2 protein-coding genes are annotated in these 1,191 nt (G+C 77.3%); both read right to left on the bottom strand.

Going from position 1 to position 1,191, the window contains the following annotated elements; translation table 11 throughout:
• Positions 1-562: ABC transporter substrate-binding protein (locus tag VR44_RS21070; protein ID WP_045949113.1), on the bottom strand; the 562-nt coding region annotated here is incomplete at its 3' end.
• 145 nt (positions 563-707) lie between these two features.
• Positions 708-908, bottom strand: coding sequence for a hypothetical protein (locus VR44_RS21075; RefSeq protein WP_045949112.1), 201 nt, complete (start codon positions 906-908; stop codon positions 708-710).
• Positions 909-1,191: the final 283 nt, after the last annotated feature.

The following is a 1,191-nucleotide window of genomic DNA, read 5'->3' on the forward strand; positions in this document are numbered from 1 at the left end:
GCGGGACGAGGTGTTCGCGCAGGACGCGGGTTCCGGCGGCCCAGTAGACGCTCGCTTCGGCCGCGACGGCGATCCGGCTGTGGCCGCCGCCGACCAGGAAGTCGGCGTAGGTCCGCCAGCCGTGGGACTGGGCGGGCGCCAGGCGCGCGACGGCCTCCGCCGGGTGTTCGGTGAGGGCGTCGATGACCGCCGAGGAGCAGAGGAACGGCAGGCCGAGGGCATCGGCCCGGGCGGCCGCGGCACGGGCGGACACGCTGTGGTACTCCCCCGCCAGGGCCGCCACGCCCAGCCCCGCCAGCTCGTCCACGGCCGCGGCCGCCCGCTGCGGGTCGGCGGCCGTGTCCCGGACGGCCAGTTCCAGCGGCCGTCCGGCGATCCCGCCGGCCGCGTTGACCTCGTCGGCTGCCAGCCGGAGCCCTGCGACCAGGTGGCGGCCCGCTTCGGTCCAGCCGGGGCGGGTCAACGGGGCGAGGGCACCGATGCGGACGGGTGCGCCGTCAACCGCCCTTGCGTGCCGTCCGGATGGTGGGTTGCCCGTGTTGCCGCGTCCGGCGTCTCTCATGCGGCCATTGCATCCATGGCCCCCGTCCCCGGCAAGCGAATATTCACGCCCGGGGTCACGGTTCCCGGGGTCACGGTTCCCTCGGGGCGGCCGCTGCGGCCCACTGGGACGGGATGGCGCCGTCACGGTCCGCGCGTGCCCGCGCTCAGGGCGCGGTGTCCCCTCCCCCGGCTCCCCCGGCCTCCTGCCGGGCGCCGATGTCGGCGCGCCGCACGAACCTCTCCCAGCCCTCGGCGGCACGGGCGCGCAGGGCCCGGCCGGGGGCCGCGGGGTCGGGCTCCTGCATCTCGAAGGTCCGTCCGCTGGCACCGGGCTTCCGGCGGGGCAGTGAGGGGGTGGTGGACATGCGCCTTGCTCCTCTCCGACAGGGACGCGACGTGGCGGGCCGGGGCCCGCGGTCCCGTCGCGAGGGGGAGCACGTCCGGGGCGGCGGATGGCCGGATCCGGGGTGCGGTGACCACCTTGGCGGCCGGAAGGCCGATCAATCAATGGCCGCGTCAGCACGGATTCGCCACGACTTCACGGCCACGCGGCGAGGGGCTGGTCCGGGCCGTCCCCGGCGTCGACCGGACGGGGGACACGGCGGTGGCGCTGGGGGGTGGGGGGCCGGGGGGCGGTGAGGATCGGGG

Source organism: Streptomyces katrae (genome assembly GCF_000966975.1).
GTDB lineage: Bacteria > Actinomycetota > Actinomycetes > Streptomycetales > Streptomycetaceae > Streptomyces > Streptomyces katrae.